General features: G+C 66.6%; 20 protein-coding genes. 11 read left to right on the top strand and 9 right to left on the bottom strand.

Translation table 11 applies throughout. The features are described 5' to 3' along the window. Positions 1–172: 172 nt before the first annotated feature. Positions 173–436 carry a hypothetical protein gene (locus ACSFB7_RS28720; protein WP_435475734.1) on the bottom strand — a complete coding sequence of 88 codons (264 nt, stop codon included), beginning with the start codon at positions 434–436 and terminating at the stop codon, positions 173–175. Here ACSFB7_RS28720 and ACSFB7_RS28715 point away from each other — a divergent pair. The 10 genes from ACSFB7_RS28715 to mnhG all read left to right on the top strand — a co-directional run bounded on the left by ACSFB7_RS28715 (position 435) and on the right by mnhG (position 10235). Next, positions 435–1403: a TRAP transporter substrate-binding protein gene (locus tag ACSFB7_RS28715; RefSeq protein WP_435475733.1), complete on the top strand. Its 969-nt coding sequence runs from the start codon at positions 435–437 to the stop codon at positions 1401–1403. The genes ACSFB7_RS28720 and ACSFB7_RS28715 overlap by 2 nt on opposite strands. Before the next feature lie 3 nt (positions 1404–1406). Further along, on the top strand, positions 1407–1940 hold the full coding sequence (locus ACSFB7_RS28710) for a TRAP transporter small permease (RefSeq protein WP_435475732.1): 534 nt from the start codon (positions 1407–1409) through the stop codon (positions 1938–1940). Between the two features lie 6 nt (positions 1941–1946). Then, positions 1947–3260 (top strand): TRAP transporter large permease, encoded by a 1314-nt coding sequence (locus ACSFB7_RS28705; protein WP_435475731.1) that lies wholly within the window; start codon positions 1947–1949, stop codon positions 3258–3260. 365 nt (positions 3261–3625) lie between these two features. Continuing rightward, positions 3626–4003 (top strand): fluoride efflux transporter CrcB, encoded by a 378-nt coding sequence (gene crcB / locus ACSFB7_RS28700; RefSeq protein WP_435475730.1) that lies wholly within the window; start codon positions 3626–3628, stop codon positions 4001–4003. 78 nt (positions 4004–4081) lie between these two features. Further along, positions 4082–7054: a monovalent cation/H+ antiporter subunit A gene (locus ACSFB7_RS28695; RefSeq protein WP_435475729.1), complete on the top strand. Its 2973-nt coding sequence runs from the start codon at positions 4082–4084 to the stop codon at positions 7052–7054. After that, entirely contained in the window at positions 7054–7404 is a 351-nt protein-coding gene (locus ACSFB7_RS28690; protein WP_435475728.1) for a Na+/H+ antiporter subunit C, read from the top strand. The genes ACSFB7_RS28695 and ACSFB7_RS28690 overlap by 1 nt, the downstream gene beginning before the upstream one ends. Further along, the gene (locus ACSFB7_RS28685) at positions 7401–9119 is read left to right on the top strand and encodes a monovalent cation/H+ antiporter subunit D (RefSeq protein WP_435475727.1); all 1719 of its coding nucleotides are present in this window, start codon (positions 7401–7403) and stop codon (positions 9117–9119) included. Before ACSFB7_RS28690 ends, ACSFB7_RS28685 begins: the two co-directional genes overlap by 4 nt. Continuing rightward, positions 9116–9607, top strand: a complete 492-nt coding sequence (locus tag ACSFB7_RS28680) for a Na+/H+ antiporter subunit E (RefSeq protein ID WP_435475726.1) — start codon at positions 9116–9118, stop codon at positions 9605–9607. Before ACSFB7_RS28685 ends, ACSFB7_RS28680 begins: the two co-directional genes overlap by 4 nt. Continuing rightward, positions 9604–9882, top strand: a complete 279-nt coding sequence (locus ACSFB7_RS28675) for a K+/H+ antiporter subunit F (protein ID WP_435475725.1) — start codon at positions 9604–9606, stop codon at positions 9880–9882. Before ACSFB7_RS28680 ends, ACSFB7_RS28675 begins: the two co-directional genes overlap by 4 nt. Next, positions 9879–10235, top strand: coding sequence for a monovalent cation/H(+) antiporter subunit G (gene mnhG, locus ACSFB7_RS28670; protein WP_435475724.1), 357 nt, complete (start codon positions 9879–9881; stop codon positions 10233–10235). The genes ACSFB7_RS28675 and mnhG overlap by 4 nt, the downstream gene beginning before the upstream one ends. A gap of 4 nt (positions 10236–10239) precedes the next feature. On the opposite strand, the gene ACSFB7_RS28665 is transcribed toward mnhG, so the two are convergent. The 7 genes from ACSFB7_RS28665 to ACSFB7_RS28635 all read right to left on the bottom strand — a co-directional run bounded on the left by ACSFB7_RS28665 (position 10240) and on the right by ACSFB7_RS28635 (position 17879). Next, on the bottom strand, positions 10240–11262 hold the full coding sequence (locus ACSFB7_RS28665) for an XdhC family protein (RefSeq protein ID WP_435475723.1): 1023 nt from the start codon (positions 11260–11262) through the stop codon (positions 10240–10242). A 14-nt stretch (positions 11263–11276) separates the two neighbouring features. Then, positions 11277–11930 carry an SRPBCC family protein gene (locus ACSFB7_RS28660; protein WP_435475722.1) on the bottom strand — a complete coding sequence of 218 codons (654 nt, stop codon included), beginning with the start codon at positions 11928–11930 and terminating at the stop codon, positions 11277–11279. A gap of 34 nt (positions 11931–11964) precedes the next feature. Continuing rightward, the gene (locus ACSFB7_RS28655) at positions 11965–13179 is read right to left on the bottom strand and encodes a vWA domain-containing protein (protein ID WP_435475721.1); all 1215 of its coding nucleotides are present in this window, start codon (positions 13177–13179) and stop codon (positions 11965–11967) included. A gap of 22 nt (positions 13180–13201) precedes the next feature. Further along, positions 13202–14104: an AAA family ATPase gene (locus ACSFB7_RS28650; protein WP_435475720.1), complete on the bottom strand. Its 903-nt coding sequence runs from the start codon at positions 14102–14104 to the stop codon at positions 13202–13204. Positions 14105–14171: 67 nt separating this feature from the next. Further along, complete coding sequence (locus tag ACSFB7_RS28645; RefSeq protein ID WP_435475719.1) at positions 14172–14963, bottom strand: FAD binding domain-containing protein; 792 nt, start codon at positions 14961–14963, stop codon at positions 14172–14174. 20 nt (positions 14964–14983) lie between these two features. Further along, complete coding sequence (locus tag ACSFB7_RS28640) at positions 14984–17368, bottom strand: xanthine dehydrogenase family protein molybdopterin-binding subunit (RefSeq protein WP_435475718.1); 2385 nt, start codon at positions 17366–17368, stop codon at positions 14984–14986. Between the two features lie 13 nt (positions 17369–17381). Continuing rightward, on the bottom strand, positions 17382–17879 hold the full coding sequence (locus tag ACSFB7_RS28635; RefSeq protein ID WP_435475717.1) for a (2Fe-2S)-binding protein: 498 nt from the start codon (positions 17877–17879) through the stop codon (positions 17382–17384). 179 nt (positions 17880–18058) lie between these two features. Here ACSFB7_RS28635 and ACSFB7_RS28630 point away from each other — a divergent pair, with 179 nt between their 5' ends. Further along, a complete protein-coding gene (locus tag ACSFB7_RS28630; protein WP_435475716.1) occupies positions 18059–19198 on the top strand; it encodes a helix-turn-helix domain-containing protein in 1140 nt (379 codons plus the stop codon). A gap of 33 nt (positions 19199–19231) precedes the next feature. On the opposite strand, the gene ACSFB7_RS28625 is transcribed toward ACSFB7_RS28630, so the two are convergent. Further along, entirely contained in the window at positions 19232–19609 is a 378-nt protein-coding gene (locus ACSFB7_RS28625) for a nuclear transport factor 2 family protein (protein WP_435475715.1), read from the bottom strand. Positions 19610–19638: the final 29 nt, after the last annotated feature.

Genomic DNA, 19638 nt, shown 5'->3' with positions numbered 1-19638 from the left:
CACCTCCCTCCCGGTCAGTGGCCCACGCATTTGCTCCTGTCGCGACGCATGAAGGCAGCGCCGCTCCAAGCCTTGAAGCAACAGGCCGCCCGCAAACAGGAAAGCCCCTCACGGGGCTCTCGAACAGGGTCGGTGGCCGTACTTCATCTCACGGCAATACGCGTTTTGGCAGTCATGACTTTAGATGGCGAAGTGCAGGACTTCCTGAGTCGATCCTGAAGTTTTGCTCCGGTGTTTTTGCAATGGCATTGCCACGCAAGGAGACAACAGCAGCGGGCAGATCAGCATCGCGGCACGCGCGATCAACACCATTTGCCGCAACCGCGACGCCCGCACCGACCGGCGCGATGGCAGGGAAATGCCTCAGGAAGTGGCCTGGAATTTGCTCGTATGCTTCCTTTCGTTTTGCTTTCAACCCGTTCCGGAGCGCGTTCATGAATCACAAGTTCGGTATTGCCCTTGCGGGCCTCACCCTCGGTGCCGCGGCCTTTGCGCAGACCAAGTGGGACCTTCCCACCGCCTATCCGGCAACCAACTACCACACCGAAAACATCACGCAGTTCGCGAAAGACGTGGACGCGGCCACGGGCGGCAAGGTCAAGATCACGGTGCACGCCAATGCCTCGCTGTTCAAGGCGCCCGAGATCAAGCGCGCGGTGCAAAGCGGCCAGGCGCAGGCCGGCGAGATCCTGCTGGCCAACTACGCGAACGAGAACCCGATCTACGCGCTCGACGGCGTGCCCTTCCTGGCCACCACCTATCCCGAGTCGAGAAAGCTCTACGACGCCTCCAGGCCGGCCATGGAAAAGCTGCTCGCGGCCCAGGGCATCAAGGTGCTGTTCGTGGTGCCGTGGGCGCCGCAGGGCATCTACTCCAAGAAGGAGATCAGCTCGGTGGCCGACCTGCGCGGCATCAAGTGGCGCGCCTACAGCCCGGCCACCGCCAAGATCGCCGAACTCATCGGCGCGCAGCCGGTGCAGATCCAGCAGGCCGAACTCAGCGCGGCCATGGCCACGGGCGTGATCGAAAGCTACATGAGCTCGGGCTCGACCGGCTACGACACCAAGACCTACGAGCACCTGAAGAACTTCTACGACACGCAGGCCTGGATTCCGAAGAACGCGATCCTGGTGAACGCCAAGGCCTTCGACGCGCTCGACGCCACCACCAAGGCCGCCGTGACCAAGGCCGCGGCCGACGCCGAAGTGCGCGGCTGGAAGGTCGCGCAAGAGAAGAACGAGGAATACAAGCGCCTGCTGGCCGAGCGCGGCATGAAGGTGCACAAGCCTTCGCCCAAGCTCGACGCCGACATGCGCCAGGTCGGCGGCATCATGCAGGTCGACTGGCTCAAGGCCGCCGGTGCGGATGGCGCCGCCATCGTCGATACCTACAAAAAGAAGTAAGCCATGCGCCGCTTCCTTGACCGCCTGTACGACGGTGCAGGCGCCCTTGGTGCGCTCTGCGTGTTCCTGATCTTCGTGCTGATGATCCTGGCCGGCGTGGGCCGTCAGATGAACTGGCATGTGAGCGGGCTCAACGACGTCGTCGCCTGGCTGTGCGCCGCTGCCGCGTTCTTCGCGATGGCGCATGCCTTCCGGCATGGCGACTTCGTGCGCGTGACGCTGCTGCTCGAAGCCGTGCCGGCGAAGGCGCGGCGCGTGCTCGACGTGATGTGCCTGCTGATCGCGGCTGTGTCGGTGTCCTACCTCACCTACTGGGCCACCAGCTTCACCTACGAGAGCTACGAGTTCGCCGAGATGGCAACGGGCCTCGTGGTCATTCCGATCTGGATTCCCCAATCGACCTTCGTGATCGGCTGCTGGCTGCTGCTGATCGCCATGATCGACGAGCTGGTCGGCGTGGTGCGTGGCGAAAAGCCCAGCTACCAGCGCGCCATGGAAGAGCGGCACGCCGCCGGCGATTTTTCCTCCGACGTCTGACCGCCCATGCTCGAAACCTTACTCATGGGCGCGCTCTTGCTCGCCATCATGCTGGTGCTGCTCGCGGGCGGTGTCTGGATCGCGATGACACTGGCCATCGTCGGCTGGGTCGGCCAGGCCTTCTTCACCAACACGCTGCCCGGCAAGAACCTGTTCTCTGCCTTCTGGGAAAGCAATGCGAGCTGGGAGCTTGCGGCGCTGCCGCTGTTCATCTGGATGGGCGAGATCCTGTTCCGCACCAAGCTCAGCGAAGAGATGTTCGAGGGCCTGCGCCCCTGGCTCAACCGCGTGCCCGGCCGGCTGATGCACACCACCATCCTCGGGTGCGGCGTGTTCGGCTCGGTCTCGGGTTCATCGGCCGCCACCTGCGCGACCATTGCGAAGGTGGCGCTGCCTGAGCTCAAGCGCCGCGGCTACAACGAGCAACTGGCCATCGGCTCGCTGGCCACCGCGGGCACGCTGGGCATTCTGATTCCGCCGTCGATCACGATGGTGGTGTATGCCGTGGCGGCCGACGCCTCGATCATCCGCATCTTCCTGGCCGGCTTCCTGCCGGGCTTTCTGCTGATGCTGCTGTTCTCGGGCTACATCGGCTGGTGGAGCCTGCGCCATCCCGACCAGGTGCCACCGGCCGATCCGCCGACCACCTTCATGGAAAAGATCCGCCTCTCGGGCAATCTCATTCCGTGCGCGCTGCTGATCGTCTTCATCGTGTGGGTGCTGGTGGCCGGCTGGGCCACTGCCACCGAATGCGCGGCCTTCGGCGTGCTGGGCTCGCTGGCCATCGCGGCCTGGGGCCGCAGCCTCACATGGAAGAACTTCAAGGACGGGATCATGGGTGCCACGCGCACGAGCTGCATGATCATGTTCATCCTGGCCGGTGCCGCCTTCCTGACCAAGACCATGGCCTTCACCGGCATTCCGCGCGAGCTGGCCGAGTGGGTGGACAGCATGCATCTGTCGCCCTATGCGCTGATCGGTGCGCTGGTGGTGGTGTACCTGGTGCTGGGCACGGCGCTCGACGGCATCTCGATGATCGTGCTGACCAGCGCGGTGGTGTTGCCGATGATCCAGAAGGCGGGCTTCGACCTGATCTGGTTCGGCATCTTCATCGTGCTGCTGGTCGAGATCGCCGAGGTCACACCGCCGGTGGGTTTCAACCTCTTCGTGTTGCAGAACATGACGGGGAAGGACAGCAACGTGATCGCCAAGGCGGCGATTCCGTTCTTCTTCTGCCTGGTGCTGTGCATCGCGCTCATCACGCTGTTCCCTAGCATCGTGACGATCCTGCCTGATCTCGTGATGGGCAAGGAGAAATAGAGAGGCTGCTTTGGGGGTTTGGTTTCGGCACTGCTGTTCAGGGCGACACTCACGCCGACACGGTGCTCTTTTTCGCGAATGTCCCCCGCTTCGCTCCTCCTTTATTTCGCGAAAAAGAGCCCCGTATCGGCGCGAGCGTTGGACAGAGCGGTTGTTGATCGCCGGATCAATAGCAGCGTGCCCCTGTGCGAATGACGCCAGGTGCTCCCCGCAGCGAAATAAAGGAGGAGCGAAGCGGGGGACATTCGCGGAGGGGAGCTCCTGGCGTCATTCGCACGCGCCCCGAATGAACCCGAGCCCGCCCCGAACAGCAGCACCAAGAACAGCAAGGCACCAGTGTTTCCAGAGCAGCTAAAGTCACGACCATGCTGCTGAACGTCATAGTCATCTGCCTGGCCGCCTGCGTAGGCGCCCTCATGCGCTGGGGCTTTGCCCTGTGGCTCAACCCCGGCGGCATCCTGCCCTGGGGCACATTGGCGGTGAACCTCATCGGCGGCTACCTGATCGGTGTGGCCATCGGCGTCTTCAGCGGCCTGCCCGACATCAACCCTGCATGGCGGCTCATGGTCATCACCGGCTTTCTGGGCACGCTCACCACCTTCTCCAGCTTCTCCGCGGAAGTCGTCGGCATGCTCGTCGGCGACCGGTTCGGCCTCGCACTGGGCACGATCGCGCTGCACCTGGGCGGCTCCCTCTGCATGACTTGGCTCGGCCTGCGCACCGTGCAGGCCTTCTCGGGTTGACCGCTTCATGAAAACCGCCTGATGTCCTGCGGTTATAGATAGAGGGCATATCAAGGTCGATCGATAGAATTAACCACAATGCCCCTGGTCTTTCTCGTCGCCCTCCCCTTCATTGCCAGCGTGCTGGCCGCGTTGATGCCCTCCAACGCGCGCAACAGGGAGTCGACCCTCGCGGGCCTCGTCGCACTCGGCTGCGCCATACAGGCCGCATGGTTCTTTCCACAGATCGCCAACGGCAAGGTGCTGCGACAAGAGATCGAATGGCTACCCGCCCTCGGCCTGAACCTCGTGTTCCGCATGGACGGCTTCGCATGGCTGTTCTGCATGCTGGTGCTGGGCATCGGCGCGCTGGTGGTGCTGTATGCGCGCTACTACATGTCGGCCTCCGACCCGGTGCCGCGCTTCTTCTCATTCTTCCTCGCGTTCATGGGCGCGATGATGGGCGTGGTGCTCTCGGGCAACCTCATCCAGATGGTGCTGTTCTGGGAGCTCACCAGCCTCTTCTCCTTCCTGCTGATCGGCTACTGGCACCACCGGCGCGACGCGCGGCGCGGTGCGCGCATGGCGCTCACCGTCACCGGTGCGGGCGGGCTCTGCCTGCTGGCCGGCGTGCTGGTGCTGGGCCGCATCGTCGGCAGCTACGACCTCGACGTGGTGCTGGCTTCGGGCGACCTGATTCGCGCGCATGCGCTGTACCCCGTGGTGCTGGTGCTGGTGCTGTTGGGTGCCTTCACCAAGAGCGCGCAGTTCCCCTTCCACTTCTGGCTGCCGCGCGCCATGGCCGCGCCCACGCCGGTATCGGCCTACCTGCACTCGGCCACCATGGTGAAGCTCGGCGTGTTCCTCATGGCGCGGCTGTGGCCAGTGCTGTCGGGCACCGAGCAATGGTTCTGGATGGTGGGCGGCGCCGGCGCCATCACGCTGCTGCTCGGCGGCTTCATCGCGATGTTCCAGCGCGACCTGAAGGCGCTGCTGGCCTACTCGACCATCTCGCACCTCGGGCTCATCACGCTGCTGCTGGGCCTGAACAGCCCGCTGGCTGCGGTGGCTGCCGTCTTCCATGTGATGAACCACGCGACCTTCAAGGCCTCGCTGTTCATGGCGGCCGGCATCATCGACCACGAGACCGGCACGCGCGACATCCGCAAGCTCAGCGGCCTGATGCGGCTGATGCCCATCACCGGCACGCTGGCCATCATCGCCAGCGCCTCGATGGCCGGCGTGCCCTTGCTCAACGGCTTTCTGTCGAAGGAAATGTTCTTCGCCGAGACGGTCTTCATCCAGGCCACGCCCTGGGTCGATTTCAGCCTGCCCGTCATCGCCACCCTCGCGGGCATCTTCAGCGTGGCCTATTCGGCGCGCTTCGTGTTCGACGTGTTCTTCGGCCCGCCCTGCGGCGACGAAGTGCCCAAGCATCCGCACGAGCCGCCGCACTGGATGCGCGTGCCGGTCGAGCTGCTGGTGCTGCTGTGCCTGGTGGTGGGCGTGGCGCCCGCGTGGTCCGTCGGCCCGATGCTGGCGGCTGCCGCCACGCCGGTGGTCGGCGGCACGCTGCCCGAGTACAGCCTGGCCGTGTGGCACGGCTTCAACCTGCCGCTGCTGATGAGCTTCGTGGCGCTCGCCGGCGGCGCCGCGCTCTATCTGCTGCAACGCCGCCGGCGCGCGGCAGGCGGCCTCGACCAGACGCCGCTGCTGCACCGCTTCGACGGACAGGTCATCTTCGAGCACCTGCTGGCGCTGCTGAGCGAAGCCGGCCGCCGCAGCCGCCGCCTGTTCGGCACGCGCCGCATGCAGTGGCAGTTGCTGCTGCTGGTACTGGTGGCCGTGACAGGCGCCACCGCCGCGATGTGGGCCAACCCCGCAGCCCCCGGCACGCGCGAGTTGCTGCCCTTCTCCCCGATGTTCGCGATGACCTGGCTCATCGGCGGCACCTGCGCGCTGGCGGCCGCATGGCAGGCCAAGTTCCACCGGCTCGCGGCACTCATGCTGGCTGCTGCCGCAGGCCTCGTGTCCTGCGTGACCTACATCTGGTTCTCTGCCCCCGACCTGGCACTGACCCAACTGGTGGTCGAGGCCGTGACCACCGTGCTCATCCTGCTGGGCCTGCGCTGGTTGCCGATGCGCAGCAAGGACGTGGTGCAACCCGCGCGCATGCGGCTGCGCCCCTGGGGCCGCCGTGGACGCGACTTGCTGGTCGCCACCGTCGCCGGCTGCGGCATGGCCGCGCTGGCCTGGGCCATGATGACGCGCACCTTCCCGCAAAGCATCTCGCCCTTCTTTCTCGAACGCGCGCTCACCGAGGGCGGCGGCACCAACGTGGTCAACGTGATGCTGGTCGACTTCCGCGGCTTCGACACCTTCGGCGAGATCACCGTGCTCGGCATCGTGGCGCTCACCGTGTATGCGCTGCTGCGGCGCTTTCGCCCGGCCATCGAATCGATGGCCCTGCCGGTGCAACAGCGCCAGCAGGTGGACGACGGCAGCAGCGACCTGCTGAACCCGCGCCTGGCCAAGGACACGGCCGTCGGCTATCTGATGGTGCCGGCCGTGCTGGTGCGGCTGGTGCTGCCGCTGGCGGCGCTGGTGTCGGTCTACTTCTTCATGCGCGGGCACAACGCGCCGGGCGGCGGTTTTGTCGCCGGGCTGGTGATGTCGGTCGCACTGGTGCTGCAGTTCATCGTCTCGGGCACCGAGTGGGTGGAAGAGCACCTGCGCATCTACCCGCGCCGCTGGATCGCCATCGGCCTGCTGTTCGCGCTGGCCACCGGTGGCGGCGCGGTGGTGTTCGGCTATCCCTTCCTGACCACGCACACCCTGCACCTGAGCCTGCCGCTGCTGGGCGACATCCACGTGCCCAGCGCCCTGTTCTTCGACATCGGCGTGTTCGCGCTGGTGCTCGGCGCCACCATGCTGATCCTCACCGCGCTGGCCCACCAGTCGATACGCAGCCACCGCTGGGCCGATGAACAGGCCGAAAAAGAAGCAGAGGCCAAGGCCGCCGCCGAAGAAGCCGCAGCAGCAGCCGCCGCCCTCGCAGAGGGAGCCCGCTGATGGAAATCGTGCTCGCCCTCGCCATCGGCGTGTTGACCGGCTCGGGTGTCTACCTGCTGCTGCGTCCCCGCACCTTCCAGGTCATCATGGGCCTGACCCTGATCTCGTACGCGGTCAACCTCTTCATCTTCAGCATGGGCCGGCTCAAGGTCGACAGCGAGCCGGTGCTGGTCAAGGGCTTCGCCGCCACGCTGGCCAACACGGCCGACCCGATGCCGCAGGCCCTGGTGCTGACCGCCATCGTGATCGGCTTTGCCATGACCGCCCTGTTCCTGGTCGTCATGCTCGCCTCGCGCGGCCTCACCGGCACCGACCACGTGGACGGTGAAGAGCGGGAGGCGGCGGAATGAAGGAAGTGTTCCACCTGCTCGACCGGTTTCTTGAATTCAGCATGCCGCACCTGGTGGCGGTGCCGATCCTCGTGCCCATGCTCACAGCCGCGCTCATGCTGCTGCTGGGCGAGAACCGTCGCCGCACCAAGTCGGCCCTGAGCGTGGTCTCGGGCCTGATCGGCCTGCTGGCCGCACTCGCGCTGCTGCGCTGGGTGAACGCGGCCGACACCGGCGGCGGCCCCGGCTCGATCGGCGTCTACCTGCCCGGCAACTGGCGCGCGCCCTTCGGCATCGTGCTGGTGGCCGACCGGCTCTCGACCATGATGGTCGCGCTCACTGGCGTGGTCGCCTTCGCGGCATCGATCTATTCCACCTCGCGCTGGGACCGCGCGGGCGTGCACTTCCATCCGCTGCTGCAGTTGCAGCTCATGGGCCTGAACGGCGCCTTTCTCACCGGCGACCTGTTCAACCTGTTCGTGTTCTTCGAGGTGATGCTCGCGGCCTCCTACGGCCTGCTGCTGCACGGTTCGGGCCGGCTGCGCGTGCAGGCCGGGCTGCACTACATCGCGATCAACCTCGCGGCCTCGTCGCTGTTCCTGATCGGCGCGGCCATTCTTTACGGCGTGACCGGCACGCTCAACATGGCCGACCTGGGCATGCGCATCGCCGAGCTGTCGCCCGGTGATCGCGGCCTGGTGCATGCGGCGGCGGCCATCCTCGCGACCGCGTTCTTCGCCAAGGCGGGCGCATGGCCGCTCAACTTCTGGCTGGTGCCGGCCTACAGCGCGGCGGTGTCGCCCGTGGGTGCCGTGTTCGCGCTGCTGACCAAGCTGGGCATCTACACCATCCTGCGGCTGTGGACCGTGCTGTTCGCGCCCGACACCGGCGCTTCGGCCGCCTTCGGGCAGGTCGCGCTGGTGGGCATCGGCCTTTCGACGCTGTTCGTGGGTGCCATCGGCATCGTCGGCACGCAGCGGCTGTCGAACCTCGCGGGCTTCAGCGTGCTGGTGTCGGCAGGCACGCTGCTGGCGGCGGTCGGCCTCGGCCAGCCGGCCGTGTGGGCCGGTGCGCTGTATTACCTGCTGAGTTCCACGCTCGCGGTCAGCGCCTTCTTCCTGCTGATCGACATGATCGAGCGCTGGCGCAATGCCGGCATGAGCGTCGCGCCGCACGAGGCGGCGGGCAACGCGCCCTTCCTGTCCGAAGACCTGAGCGCCACGGCCGACGTGAACCTCGACGACGACGCGCAGGCGCTCTACGGCCGCGCCATTCCGGCCGGCGTGGCCTTCCTGGGCCTCAGCTTCATGGGCTGCACGCTGCTGCTCGCGGGCCTGCCGCCGCTGTCGGGCTTCGTCGGCAAGTTCGCGATGCTCTCAGGCCTGCTCGGCGCCCACGGCCTCACGGCAGCCGGCTGGACCTTCCTCACGCTGCTGATCGTCTCGGGTTTTCTCTCGCTGATCGCGCTGAGCCGCACGGGCATCCGCCATTTCTGGACGCAGCCGCACGCCACCATGCCTTCGCTGCCCGCGCTCGAAGTGCTGCCGGTGGCCGCCCTGCTCGCCGCCTGCGTGGCGCTGACGATCTGGGCCGAACCGGTGATGCGGCATGCGCAGGCCACCGCCGAAGGGTTGTTCAACCCCGCGCCCTACCGCAACGCCGTGATGGGTGCGAAGCAGGTGCCCAACCCCGTGCCCGCGACCGTAACCATTCCGATGGAAGGCGCCGCCCCATGAAGCGCCTGATTCCGTCCCCGCCGCTCTCGTTCGCGCTGTTCATCGTCTGGCTGCTGCTCGAACAGTCGCTCGAAACGGCCACGCTGGTCTCGGCCGTCATCCTGGCGCTGGTCGTTCCGCTGATCACCAAGGGCCTGCGGCCCGCCGCCGTGCGCATGCGCCGGCCTGGCGTCGCGCTGCGGTTGTCTTTCGTCGTGACCTTCGACATGCTGAAGTCCGCGTTCGACGTGGCGCGGCTGCTGCTCACGCGCCGCACCTCGCGCATCGGTTCGAAGTTCGTGCAGCTCCCGCTCGACATGCGCGACCCCAACGGCCTGGCCGTGCTCGCCATGATCATGTGCCTCACGCCCGGCACCGCCTGGGGCGAAGTGGCGTTCGACCGCAGCACGCTGCTGATCCATGTGTTCGACCTGGACGACGAGGTCGCCTTCGTCGCCATGATCAAGCAGCGCTACGAACGCCCCCTGATGGAGATCTTCGAGTCATGACACCCATCCTCTTCTGGGCGCTGAAGTTCGCGCTCTTCCTGCTGGCCGTGGCCATGCTCTGCGCGGTCACCCGGCTGCTGATCGGCCCGACCGCGCAAGACCGCGTGATGGCGCTGGACTGCCTCTACATCAACGGCATGCTGATGATGCTGGTGCTCGGCATCATCTACGCGAGCAATGTGTACTTCGAGGCGGCCATGCTGACGGCGCTGTTCGGCTTCGTGGGCTCGACGGCCATGGCCAAATTTCTGCTGCGCGGGGAGGTGATCGAATGAATGACTTCATCGTCGGCCCGCTGCCGCTGTGGGCAGAAATCGCTACTGCAGTGTTTGCCGTGCTGGGTGCGGCCTTCGCGGCCATCGGCTCGTTCGGGCTCGTGCGGCTGCCCAATTTTTTCCGCCGCATCCACGCGCCCACACTGGGTGCCACGGTGGGCGTGTGGTGCATGACCATCGCCACGATGGTGTACTTCTCGGTGCAGGGCTTCAGCCTGTTCCTGCACGCGATTTTGATCGTGCTGTTCATCGCGCTCACGGCGCCGATCACCACCATCTTCCTGATGCGCGCCGCGTTGTTCCGTGAACGGCAAAAAGGCGGTGATGTGCCCCCGCAGGCCAAATCGGGCTGAGCGTTCAGCTCGGCTGCAGGTGCTGCATTTCCTTCGCGCGAGCCACTTCCACCTCGCGCGGTAGCGTCACCGCATTCTTCACCGCCAGTATCTCGGCCATCACGCTCACCGCGATCTCGGGCGGCGTCTTGCTGCCGATGAAGATGCCGATGGGCCCGCGCAGGCGCGCGAGCGATGCGGGCGTCTGGTCGAAGTGCTCGATCATGCGGTCGCGCCGCGCATCCGCATTGCGACGCGAGCCGATGGCGCCGACGTAGAAGGCTTCGCTCTGCAACGCTTCGAGCAGCGCAAGGTCATCGAGCTTCGGGTCGTGCGTGAGCGCGACCACGCAACTGCGCCGATCGGGCCTGAAGGCCAGCACCGCGTCGTCGGGCATCTCGGTCGTGATGTGCACGCCGGTCAGCGACCATGCGGTGCGGTACTCGGCGCGCGGGTCGCACAGGGTCACAGCGAAACCGCTGAACTTGGCCATGGTCGCCAGGTACTCGGCGAGCTGGCCGGCACCGATCAGCAGCATGCGGTACTCGGGGCCGAAGGTGTTGGTGAGTTCGGTGTCGTTCACCGTGAGTTCATCCGGTGCCGTCGCCTCGGCGAGTTCGACGACCCCGGTGGCCAGCGTGACCGTGCGCCGCATGAGCCGCCCCTGTTCGAGCTGCGTGACCAGCGTGTCGAGCGAATCGGCATCGGGCGCGTATTCGAGCAGCAGCTCCAGCGTGCCGCCGCAGGGCAGGCCGAAGCGATGCGCTTCGTCGGCCGTGATGCCGTACTTCACGAGCGCGGGCGGCGCGCCCAGCGGCACGTCCTCGCCCTTGCCGTGGGCATGGCTGTAGCGCGCGATCAGGTCGTCTTCGATGCAGCCGCCCGAGACAGAACCGACCACCGCGCCGTCTTCCGCCAGCGCCATGATCGAGCCGACCGGACGGGGCGACGAGCCCCAGGTGCGCACCACGGTGGTCAGCAGCGCGCGTTTGCCGGCGCGCCGCCAATCACGCAGCGTGCGCAGCACCATGACGTCGAGGTTTTCCATCGCGCGGGCCGTCGCTAGCTGGCGTCGCCCGGTGTGGCGGGCGCGTCCTTGTCGTCCTTCTTGCCCAGGCCGATCTTCTTCATCAGGCCCGACATGACGCCGGTTTTTTCCGCAGGCGCTTCAACCGCTTCCGCGACGGGTGCCGGCGGCGGGCCGTAGCGGCTTTGCATCTCGGCCTCGAAGCGCTTGAAGAAGTCGTCGGCGGTCGACTTGGCGGCGCCGTCGATCAGGCGCTGACCGAGCTGGGCGATCTTGCCGCCGACCTGGGCCTGCACGGTGTAGTCGAGTTCGCAGCCGGCCGGAGGCGAAGCGGCCTCGGCCTCATGGGTGATGACCGGGTCTGCCTGCACAGGTGCGGCAGCCGCGTCGGCCAGTGGCTTCAGCGTGACGCTCGACGCCCCCTTGGCAAAGCCGGCCACGCCGCCCTGCCCCTCGAAGGTCAGCTTGTAGCCATCGGGCGCGACGATGTCCGACAGCATCACCTTGCCGCTGAACTTGGCCGACACCGGGCCGATCTTGACCGCCAGCGCGACGCTGTAGGTGTTGTCGCCCGTCAGCTCGAACTTGTCGCAGCCGGGAATGCACTTCTTCAGCGTTTCGGGATCGTTGAGCGCTTCCCAGGCCTGTTGTTGCGTGACGCCGAGACGGCGGTTTCCGAGCATTTCCATCGTGTCTTCCTTGGGTTCTGTCCGGCTGGCGTGGTTATCGGCCGGATCGCATGAGGGCCGCGAGGCTGGCGGCCAGCTCCTCGAGCGCACTGAGATTGTGGACCGCCAGCATCGCGTCCGCTTGCCGGTGCAGCACGCTGGCCCCACGCGCCAGAGGGGCGTAGCCCTCGAAGCGCAGCAGCGGGTTGAGCCACAGCAGGCGGCGCGAATGGCGCTTGAGCCACAGCAATTCGTCTTCGAGCACCGAAGGCTCGCCGGTGTCCAGGCCGTCGCTGATCACCAGCACCAGCGTGCGGCGGCCGGTCAGGCGGCGGGCGTGGAAACGGCGCAGCTCGGCCAGCGAACTGCCGAGCCGCGTGCCGCCCGCGAAATCGTCGATGGCAAGGCTGGCGGCGCCGAGCATCGCGTCGGTGTCTGCCAGCCGGAAGGCCGGCGTCAAATCGGTCAGTCGGGTGCCGAAGGCGAACACATCGCGCCGTCCGGCCCGCCGCGTGGACGCATGAAGAAACGCGAGCAGCAGCCGCGCATAACGCTCCATCGAGCCCGACACATCGACCAGCACCAGCAGCGGCAAGGGCTGCTCGCGACGGGTCAGCCGAGGCAGGCGCAGGATTTCTCCGCCCGTGCGCGCGGCCTCGTGCAGCACGCCGGGCCAGTGCATGCGCGCATGCTGCTGGCCCGCATCGCTGGCCACGCGCAGGCGGCGCGAAGGCAGCGAGGGAACCGGCAGGCGGATGTCACGCGCCAGTCGCTCGACCAGCCGGTATTCGGAAGCGCCGAGCGCGTTGAAGTCCGCATGCTGCAGGCGCTGGCGGTCGCTCGACGTCATGGCGGCATCGAACTCGACTTCCTTGTCGGGCTTGGCCGCGAGCGCGGGCCTTGCCGGATCGCGCGGTGCGGTGAGCGCCTCGCGCACGCGTGGCCGCCGCTTCGAAGGCTCGGCCTTGCCTTCGGCACTGGGCAGCATCTGGGCGAGCAGCTTGTTGGCCAGCTCGGGGTCGCGAAACCACGCATCGAAGAGTTCGCGGAACACCATGCGGTCTTGCTCGCGGCTCACCATGACGGCTTCCATCGCGGCGCTCAGGTCAAGCTTGTCTTCGACACCGACCAGCGTCGCGGCTTCGGCCGCGAGCGCGATGCGCATGGCGTCGGTGCGCACACCCGCGCGGCGCAGTGCGCGGCCGAACGCGGTGATGTTGCCGGCGAGCTTGCCGCTGCGTACGTCGCCGAGCTGCGGGATGCCGGTCATGCGTGTGCCTTGTCGCTGCGGCTCAGCGTGCAAGCGGCTCTTCGGGCTTCAGCAGGTCGGACGCCAGCTCTCGCGTGAGCGCAGCCACGTCATCGCGCTGCTTGAACAGGATGCCGGCGGTGTCGACCACCACTTCGGGGTCCAGCTCCACGGTGTCGAGCGCAATCAGCGCCCTCGCCCACTCGACGCTTTCTGCGATGCCCGGCGCGCGCTGGAAGGCGTTGACGAACGGCGCCTCGCGCAGCCGCGCAACAAAGGCTGCCACCTGGGCCGAGAGCTTTTCGCCGGCCTGCGGCACCTGGGCGCGCACGATGGCCAGCTCGCGTTCACGCTCGGGGTAGTCGAGCCAGTGATAAAGGCAGCGCCGCTTGACCGCATCGTTGAGTTCACGCGTGCGGTTGCTGGTGAGGATGGTGACGGGCGGCACCACCGCGCGCACCGTGCCCAGCTCGGGAATGCTGACCTGGTACTCGCCGAGGTATTCGAGCAGGAAGGCCTCGAAGGGCTCGTCGGCGCGGTCCACTTCGTCGATCAGCAGCACGGCACCGGGCGCCGGTGTCTGCAGGGCCTGCAGCAGCGGGCGGCGGATCAGGTAGTGCGGCTGGTAGACCTCGGCTTCCACGTCACGCGCCGCGCCGGTGGCCTCGGCCGCGCGCATGTGCAGCAACTGTGCGGCGTAGTTCCATTCGTAGAGTGCTTCGCGCTGCTCCAGGCCGTCGTAGCACTGCAGACGCAGCAACTCACGGCTCAGCGCCTTCGACAGCGCCTTGGCCAGCTCGGTCTTGCCGACGCCGGGCTCGCCTTCGAGCAACAGCGGACGCTGCAGCTTGAGCGCGAGAAACACCGCCGTGGCGAGGCGCCGGTCGGCAAAGTAGCCGGCCTGCACCAAACCGTCGGAGAGGGAATCGATGGTCGGAAAGATCATGGCGAAGCGTAGCGGAAGACGCGAGGGTGTCGCGCCTTCCGGCTCCTGTAGGGCCGCCCTGGCTTGTTCAGCCCAAGGCCTTGGTCACTGCCCGTTGCGTGAGCACGCTGATCAGGTTGGCGCGATAGGCCGCCGACGCATGCAGGTCGCTGTTGAGATCGCTGGCATCGATCTTCACCGTGGCCGCCGATGCGGCGGTGAAGCTCTTGTTCAGCGCGTCTTCCAGCCCCGCATGGCGGAACACACCATTGCCCGCGCCGGTGACGGCCACGCGCACGCCGCTGTCGTATTGCGTCAGGAAGATGCCCACGAGCGGAAAGTTCGACGCCTTCTGGCGCAGCTTTTCGTACACGGCGCGCTTCGGAATCGGAAAGCGGATCGCGGTGATCAGCTCGTCTTCTTCCAGTGCCGTGGTGAACAGGCCCTGGAAAAAATCGTCGGCCGCAATCTCGCGCTTCGAGGTGATGACGGTGGCGCCCGACCCCAGCACCGCGCTGGGGTAGCACGCAGCCGGATCGTTGTTGGCGACCGAGCCGCCGATGGTGCCCATGGCACGCACCTGCCGGTCGCCGATGCGCGAAGCGAGGTCGGCCAATGCCGGATAAGCGGCCTTCACGTCGGCGTTGTTCGCCACGTCGAGGTGGCGCGACATGGCGCCGATGGTGATGTTGTTGCCGTCCTTCCTGATGCCGGTGAGTTCCTGGATGCCGCTCAGGTCCACCAGTTGTTCGGGTGCCGAGAGCCGCAGCTTCATGGAAGCCAGCAGGGTCTGTCCGCCTGCCAGCGGCTTGCCGCCGGCAGCGATGAGTTTGGCCGCGTCGGCCACCGAAGCGGGCCGTTCGAGTGTGAAGGCATACATGGTGTGATTCCTTCTTTGTTTTAGTGTTTGGCGGCGGCCTGCATCGCTTCCCAGACACGGCTGGACGATGCGGGCATATCGAAATCCTTGACGCCCAGAGGCGCCAGCGCGTCGAGCACCGCGTTGATCACGGCAGGCGGCGAGCCGATGGCCCCCGCCTCGCCGCAGCCCTTGGTGCCCAGCGGGTTGTGCGTGCACGGGGTGCACACGGTGTCGAGCTTGAACTGCGGAAAGTCGCCCGCTCTTGGCATGGCGTAGTCCATGAAGCTGCCGGTGAGCAGCTGGCCTGTTTCGTTGTCGTACACGCAGTTCTCGAGCAGTGCCTGGCCGATGCCCTGCACCAACCCGCCGTGCACCTGGCCCTCGACGATCATCGGGTTGATGATGGTGCCGAAGTCGTCCACGGCGGTGAAGCGATCGACCTTCACTTCGCCGGTCTGTTTGTCGACCTCGACCTCGCAGATGTAGGTGCCACCCGGAAAGGTGAAGTTGGTCGGATCGTAGAAGGCGGTTTCGTTCAGGCCCGGTTCGAGCTTGTCGAGCGGGTAGTTGTGCGGCACATAGGCCGTGAGCGCCACCTGGCCGAACGGGATCTTCTTGTCGGTGCCCTTGACCGTGAATTCGCCGTTGGCGAACTCGATGTCGGCGTCGCTCGCCTCCATCAGGTGCGCGGCGATCTTCTTGGCCTTGGTCTCGATCTTGTCGAGCGCCTTCATGATGGCCGCGCCGCCCACCGAGATGGAGCGCGAGCCGTAGGTGCCCATGCCGAAGGGCACGCGGCCGGTGTCGCCGTGCACCACGTCGACGTTGTCGACCGGAATGCCCAGGCGCGCGGCAACGACCTGCGCGAAGGTGGTTTCATGGCCCTGGCCGTGGCTGTGCGAGCCGGTGAACACCGTCACGCTGCCGGTCGGGTGCACGCGGATCTCGCCGCACTCGAACAGGCCGGCGCGCGCACCGAGCGCACCCGCGATGTTCGACGGCGCAATGCCGCAGGCCTCGATGTAGCTCGAATAACCCATGCCGCGCAGCTTGCCCTTGGCTTCGGTCGCGGCCTTGCGCTGCGCGTAGCCATCGACATCGGCCAGCGCGCGGGCCTTGTCCATGCATGCATGGAAGTCGCCGGTGTCGTACTGCAGCGCAACGGGCGTCTGGTAGGGAAAGGTGGTGATGAAGTTGCGCTTGCGGATCTCGTCCTGGCCCAGCTTCATTTCCCAGGCGCAGCGCGACACCAGCCGCTCCAGTAGGTAGGTGGCTTCGGGCCGCCCTGCGCCACGATACGCATCGACCGGCGAGGTGTTGGTGAACCAGGCATCGACCTCGACATAGATCTGCGGCGTGGCGTACTGCCCCGCGAGCAGCGTGGCGTAGAGGATGGTCGGCACCGCCGTCGAGAAGGTCGACAGGTAAGCGCCGAGGTTCGCGTCGGTGTGCACGCGCATCGCGAGGAACTTGCCTTGACTGTCCATCGCCATTTCGGCGTGGCTCACATGGTCGCGACCGTGTGCATCGGACAGGAAGCACTCCGAGCGCTCCGCCGTCCACTTGATGTTGCGGTTGAGCTGCTTCGATGCCCAAGTCAGGCACACGTCCTCGGCATACAGGAAGATCTTGGAGCCGAAGCCACCGCCCACGTCGGGCGCGATCACGCGCACCTTGTGCTCTGGCAGACCCAGCACAAAGGCCGTCATGAGCAGGCGTTCGACGTGCGGGTTCTGGTTCGACACATACAGCGTGTAGTCGTCGGTGCCCCGGCTGTAGCTGCCGATGGCCACGCGCGGCTCAATCGGGTTGGGAATCAGCCGGTTGTTGATCAGGTCGAGCTTGGTCACGTGCGCGGCCGTGGTGAACACCGCATCGACCGCCGCCTTGTCGCCCAGCGCCCACTTGTAGCACTGGTTGTCGGGTGCTTCGTCGTGCAGCGTGACCTTGCCGGCCTTCTTCGCCGCATCGGCCACGCTCACGAGCGCGGGCAGCACGTCGTAGTCGACCACCACCGCTTCGGCGGCGTTCTTGGCCTGCTCGACCGTTTCGGCCACCACCATGGCCACATGGTCGCCCACGTAGCGCACCTTGTTGATCGCCAGGATCGGGTGCATCGGCTCCTTCATGGGGGTGCCGTCGGGGTTGTTGATGAGCCAACCGCAAGGCAGGCCACCCATCTTTCCCTCGATGTCCTTGCCGCTGAAGATGCCGACCACGCCGGGCATCTTCATCGCCTCGGTGATGTCGACCGACTTGATGCTGGCGTGGGCGTGCGGCGAGCGCACGAAGACCGCATGGCTCTGGTTGGCCAGCGTGATGTCGTCGGTGTAGTTGCCCGCACCGGTCAGGAAGCGATAGTCTTCCTTGCGCCGCAGCGCCTCGCCGATGTGCGGCAGGTTGGAGAAGTCGGAAGCACCCATGATGCTGCTCCCTTCACGCCGTGACGGTGGCTTTGACCGGGGTGCCCGAGGCCATCGCCTCGCCGCCCATCTTCACGGCCTTCACGATGTTCTGGTAGCCGGTGCAGCGGCACAGGTTGCCGTCGAGCAGTTCGCGGATCTCGGATTCGCTCGACCTGGGGTGGTGCGTACACAGGTCGATGGCGCTCATGACCATGCCCGGCGTGCAAAACCCGCACTGCAGGCCGTGGCACTCCTTGAAGGCCGCCTGCATGGGGTGCATGGTGCCGTCGGCTTCGGCAATGCCCTCGATGGTGGTGACGTCGGCACCGGCCGCCTGGGCGACCAAAACATTGCATGATTTGACGGCTCGGCCGTTCACATGGACGGTGCAGGCGCCGCATTGGGCGGTGTCGCAGCCCACGTGCGTGCCTGTGAGATGGAGGTGCTCGCGGATCGCGTGCACAAGAAAGGTGTTGGGAGGAGCGTCGACCGTGACCGGGCGGCCGTTGACCTTGAAAGCGACCTGCATGTGGCTGTCTCCGTGAAAGGTGATGGCTGATTCAGCAAAAAGCATCTTGGATGCCCACCTTTCGCACTATCCTAGGCAAAACCCTTGACACTTGCACAGACCGCGTGAAATTCTCAAAATGAAACAACTTGCCATTTGGCAAGCCGGGAAAAGACGCCCCACACCCGCGAACTCACACGATGCCTGCCTCTATCGTTTCGCCACTGCCTGAGCGCTCCCTGGCCATTGCCCAAGCGCGCCGCGAACTGATTCACGGCGAGGCCTCCCGCGCGCGCGGCGCTCCCTGCGTCGATTCATGGATTTCCCGCTCGTGGCAGCGATGCATCGAATCGGGCCGGCGCCCGCAGCAGCGCGTGAGCTTCGAGCCGGTGAGCCGCTCGGACAGCCGCGACGTTTCCGAGTGCAACCGGGCGCTGGTGTCGGTGGCCCGCCCCGTCATCGAGCGGCTGTCGCGCGCCATCGCGGACACCCGCTACTTCGCGATCCTGACCGACGCCAACGGCATCGTGGTCGACGTGGGCACGCTGCCCGACGGCACCGACGCCGCCAGCCGCTATGCACGCGACATCGGGCGCATCGGCGTCGACCTGTCGGAACACGCCATCGGCACCTCGGCCATCGGCACGGCGCTGGCAGAGCAGGAGTCGGTGTGGCTGCACCGCGGCGAACACTTCTTCGACGACACCAGCGTCTACAGCTGCGCCGGCGCGCCGCTCTTCGGTCCCCGGGGCGACTGCATCGGCATGCTCGACCTGACCGGCGTGCAGGTGGTCGAGCGGCCCGAGCTGCGGCACTTGGCCACGCTGTCCGCGCGCAGCATCGAGAACATGCTGGTGATGCTCGAACCCTGCGAGCTGCTGCTGCACCTTGCATGGCCCGGCAGCCCGAGCAGCGAGGCCACCGAAGGCCTGCTGTGCATCGATGCCGGCGGCAGCGTCACCGGCGCCAATGCCGCCGCGCGGCAGATGCTGCACCAGCCGCTGGCACGCAACCAGCACGCCCTGCATTTCAACGACCTGTTCGCCCTGCCGCTGCACATGATGTTCGATGCCGCCCGCCGGGGCGATGCGGTACTCGAAGTGCCGCTGTGGTCGGGCCTGCGCGTGCAGGTGCGGCCTCAGCGCGGTGGCAACGGCATTCCAGGCGCTGCGATTCCGGATGCCCGGCCGCGGCTGCGCGATGTGGAAACCGCGCTGATCCGCAAGGCGGTGGCCGATGCGCGCGGCAATGTCGCCGAGGCGGCACGTGCGCTGGGCATCAGCCGGGCCACTGTCTACCGCAAGCTGTGGCGCGGCCGGCCTTCCGGCGCGTCGGACTGAGCGCTCGGCATTCAGCTTCCGTTCAGTCGTTCATCAAGCGCCAACCGGCACCTTGTCCAGGAACCCGGTCACTGAACGCAGCTTGCCTGCATCGAGCTGGACGAAATCCGTGCCCTGGATCAGGTCTTCCGCACCGCTCGGGCCCAGCGTCCAAGAAAAGCGTACGTGGTCGCCGTGCGAGTCGGCCTTGCCGAGCAGGTTGAAGCGAAAGCCCGGAAAACGCTGGTGCACCGCGCCGACCAGCGCGCTGATCTGCTCGCGGCCGCTGGCCTGCGCCATCGGGTCGACGTAGTGCGCATTGGCGGTCCAGCCGGCCTCGATCAGTTCGGCGCGACGGGCGGCGTCGGTTTCATTCCACACGGCGATGTAGCCATGGGCGATGGTGGTGGCGTCATGTGCGGCGGTGTTCATGGTGACGATTCCTTTGGGGTTCAGGCCCG

It is taken from the genome of Variovorax raffinosi, assembly GCF_051216615.1.
In the GTDB taxonomy this organism is placed as follows: Bacteria; Pseudomonadota; Gammaproteobacteria; order Burkholderiales; family Burkholderiaceae_C; genus Variovorax.
This window is presented reverse-complemented; position numbering and strand designations above follow the sequence as displayed.

Bases quoted from the DNA above. Each gene is read 5' to 3' on its own strand.
- crcB (WP_435475730.1), top strand. From the start codon at position 3,626: ATGCTGCTGAACGTCATAGTCATCTGCCTGGCCGCCTGCGTAGGCGCC.
- ACSFB7_RS28685 (WP_435475727.1), top strand. From the start codon at position 7,401: ATGAAGGAAGTGTTCCACCTGCTCGACCGGTTTCTTGAATTCAGCATG.
- ACSFB7_RS28640 (WP_435475718.1), bottom strand. From the start codon at position 17,368: ATGGGTGCTTCCGACTTCTCCAACCTGCCGCACATCGGCGAGGCGCTG.
- ACSFB7_RS28715 (WP_435475733.1), top strand. From the start codon at position 435: ATGAATCACAAGTTCGGTATTGCCCTTGCGGGCCTCACCCTCGGTGCC.
- ACSFB7_RS28675 (WP_435475725.1), top strand. From the start codon at position 9,604: ATGACACCCATCCTCTTCTGGGCGCTGAAGTTCGCGCTCTTCCTGCTG.
- ACSFB7_RS28660 (WP_435475722.1), bottom strand. From the start codon at position 11,930: ATGGAAATGCTCGGAAACCGCCGTCTCGGCGTCACGCAACAACAGGCC.
- ACSFB7_RS28655 (WP_435475721.1), bottom strand. From the start codon at position 13,179: ATGACCGGCATCCCGCAGCTCGGCGACGTACGCAGCGGCAAGCTCGCC.
- ACSFB7_RS28630 (WP_435475716.1), top strand. From the start codon at position 18,059: ATGCCTGCCTCTATCGTTTCGCCACTGCCTGAGCGCTCCCTGGCCATT.
- ACSFB7_RS28625 (WP_435475715.1), bottom strand. From the start codon at position 19,609: ATGAACACCGCCGCACATGACGCCACCACCATCGCCCATGGCTACATC.
- ACSFB7_RS28705 (WP_435475731.1), top strand. From the start codon at position 1,947: ATGCTCGAAACCTTACTCATGGGCGCGCTCTTGCTCGCCATCATGCTG.
- ACSFB7_RS28710 (WP_435475732.1), top strand. From the start codon at position 1,407: ATGCGCCGCTTCCTTGACCGCCTGTACGACGGTGCAGGCGCCCTTGGT.
- ACSFB7_RS28695 (WP_435475729.1), top strand. From the start codon at position 4,082: ATGCCCCTGGTCTTTCTCGTCGCCCTCCCCTTCATTGCCAGCGTGCTG.
- ACSFB7_RS28635 (WP_435475717.1), bottom strand. From the start codon at position 17,879: ATGCAGGTCGCTTTCAAGGTCAACGGCCGCCCGGTCACGGTCGACGCT.
- mnhG (WP_435475724.1), top strand. From the start codon at position 9,879: ATGAATGACTTCATCGTCGGCCCGCTGCCGCTGTGGGCAGAAATCGCT.
- ACSFB7_RS28720 (WP_435475734.1), bottom strand. From the start codon at position 436: ATGAACGCGCTCCGGAACGGGTTGAAAGCAAAACGAAAGGAAGCATAC.
- ACSFB7_RS28690 (WP_435475728.1), top strand. From the start codon at position 7,054: ATGGAAATCGTGCTCGCCCTCGCCATCGGCGTGTTGACCGGCTCGGGT.
- ACSFB7_RS28680 (WP_435475726.1), top strand. From the start codon at position 9,116: ATGAAGCGCCTGATTCCGTCCCCGCCGCTCTCGTTCGCGCTGTTCATC.
- ACSFB7_RS28665 (WP_435475723.1), bottom strand. From the start codon at position 11,262: ATGGAAAACCTCGACGTCATGGTGCTGCGCACGCTGCGTGATTGGCGG.
- ACSFB7_RS28650 (WP_435475720.1), bottom strand. From the start codon at position 14,104: ATGATCTTTCCGACCATCGATTCCCTCTCCGACGGTTTGGTGCAGGCC.
- ACSFB7_RS28645 (WP_435475719.1), bottom strand. From the start codon at position 14,963: ATGTATGCCTTCACACTCGAACGGCCCGCTTCGGTGGCCGACGCGGCC.